Genomic DNA, 936 nt, shown 5'->3' on the forward strand with positions numbered 1-936 from the left:
CTTCGCATAGCCGTCATGCTCAGTCGGTCCTCGGAAGCCGGCAACGTCGGGCTCGAGCAGTTCCTGGGGGTCTACTACGCGCTTCAGGATGCGGGCGCCGAGGTGCTTGTAGCGTCGATGTGCGGCGGCTACCCCTGGCCCACGCGTTTCACGCGACTGGGAGCGGAAGCCGACGAGCTTGCAAGGCGGTTCCAGGCCGACCGCCGCGCCCGTGACGATCTCGCCAACACGCTCAGATTCGGCGAGCTGTTTGAGGAGGATTTTCACGGCGGTTTCTGCGTCGGCGAGCCGGGCGCGCTCTGGCGCGACGCTGATCGCAACTCGGCCGCGGCGCTGATCGCTCAGTTCCTGCAGGCAGGCAAGCCGATGGCCGTTCTACCGAGCCTGCTGGATATCCTCCCCAAGGGCGCGGGAGATGGCCTGCTCATCCTCGGCGACGGGGCCTGGCCGCCGTCTGCCGCCGTCGCTGCGCTGTTGGCTGCAGCCACCAGACAATTCGAGATCAGGAGATTGGGCCATGAGACTTGATCGACGCACCTTCCTTGCCGGCGCCGCCGGGTTTGTCGGCTGCTCTTCAGTGCGGCCATGGCGCGCCATGGCCGCCTCGCCCCACCGCTTCCGCCACGGTTCCTTCAACATCACGGTGCTGAGCGACGGCCATTTTATGCTGCCGGCGGAGGTCGTCGCACCGGACGCGATGCCTGCCGAATGGGTCGACATCGAGAAACGGCTTGGCGGGAGCAGCGGCGCCATCGATGCGAAATGCAACGTTCCGCTGATCCGGACTGAGAAGGACCTGATCCTCTTCGACGTTGGAACCAACGACCCACAAGGACCGGCTGAACCAGGACATCCTGGATTTCATCAAAGGGTGAGGCTCCCGGCGAGGCCCTCTAGCCTGACACTACATGGCGTAGGAGAGCACGATGCCCAATG

1 protein-coding gene and 1 pseudogene are annotated in these 936 nt (G+C 65.1%); both read left to right on the plus strand.

Features of this window, described 5'->3' with window-relative positions; all coding sequences use genetic code 11:
• Positions 1 to 528 (plus strand): type 1 glutamine amidotransferase family protein (locus AC0L2R_RS33745; RefSeq protein ID WP_473514103.1); only part of this gene is annotated, 528 nt, incomplete at its 5' end.
• Positions 518 to 936, plus strand: a pseudogene (locus AC0L2R_RS33750) (hypothetical protein); the annotation flags it as partial. The gene AC0L2R_RS33745 and the pseudogene AC0L2R_RS33750, both read left to right, overlap by 11 nt.

This window comes from Mesorhizobium sp. WSM4820 (assembly GCF_055811075.1).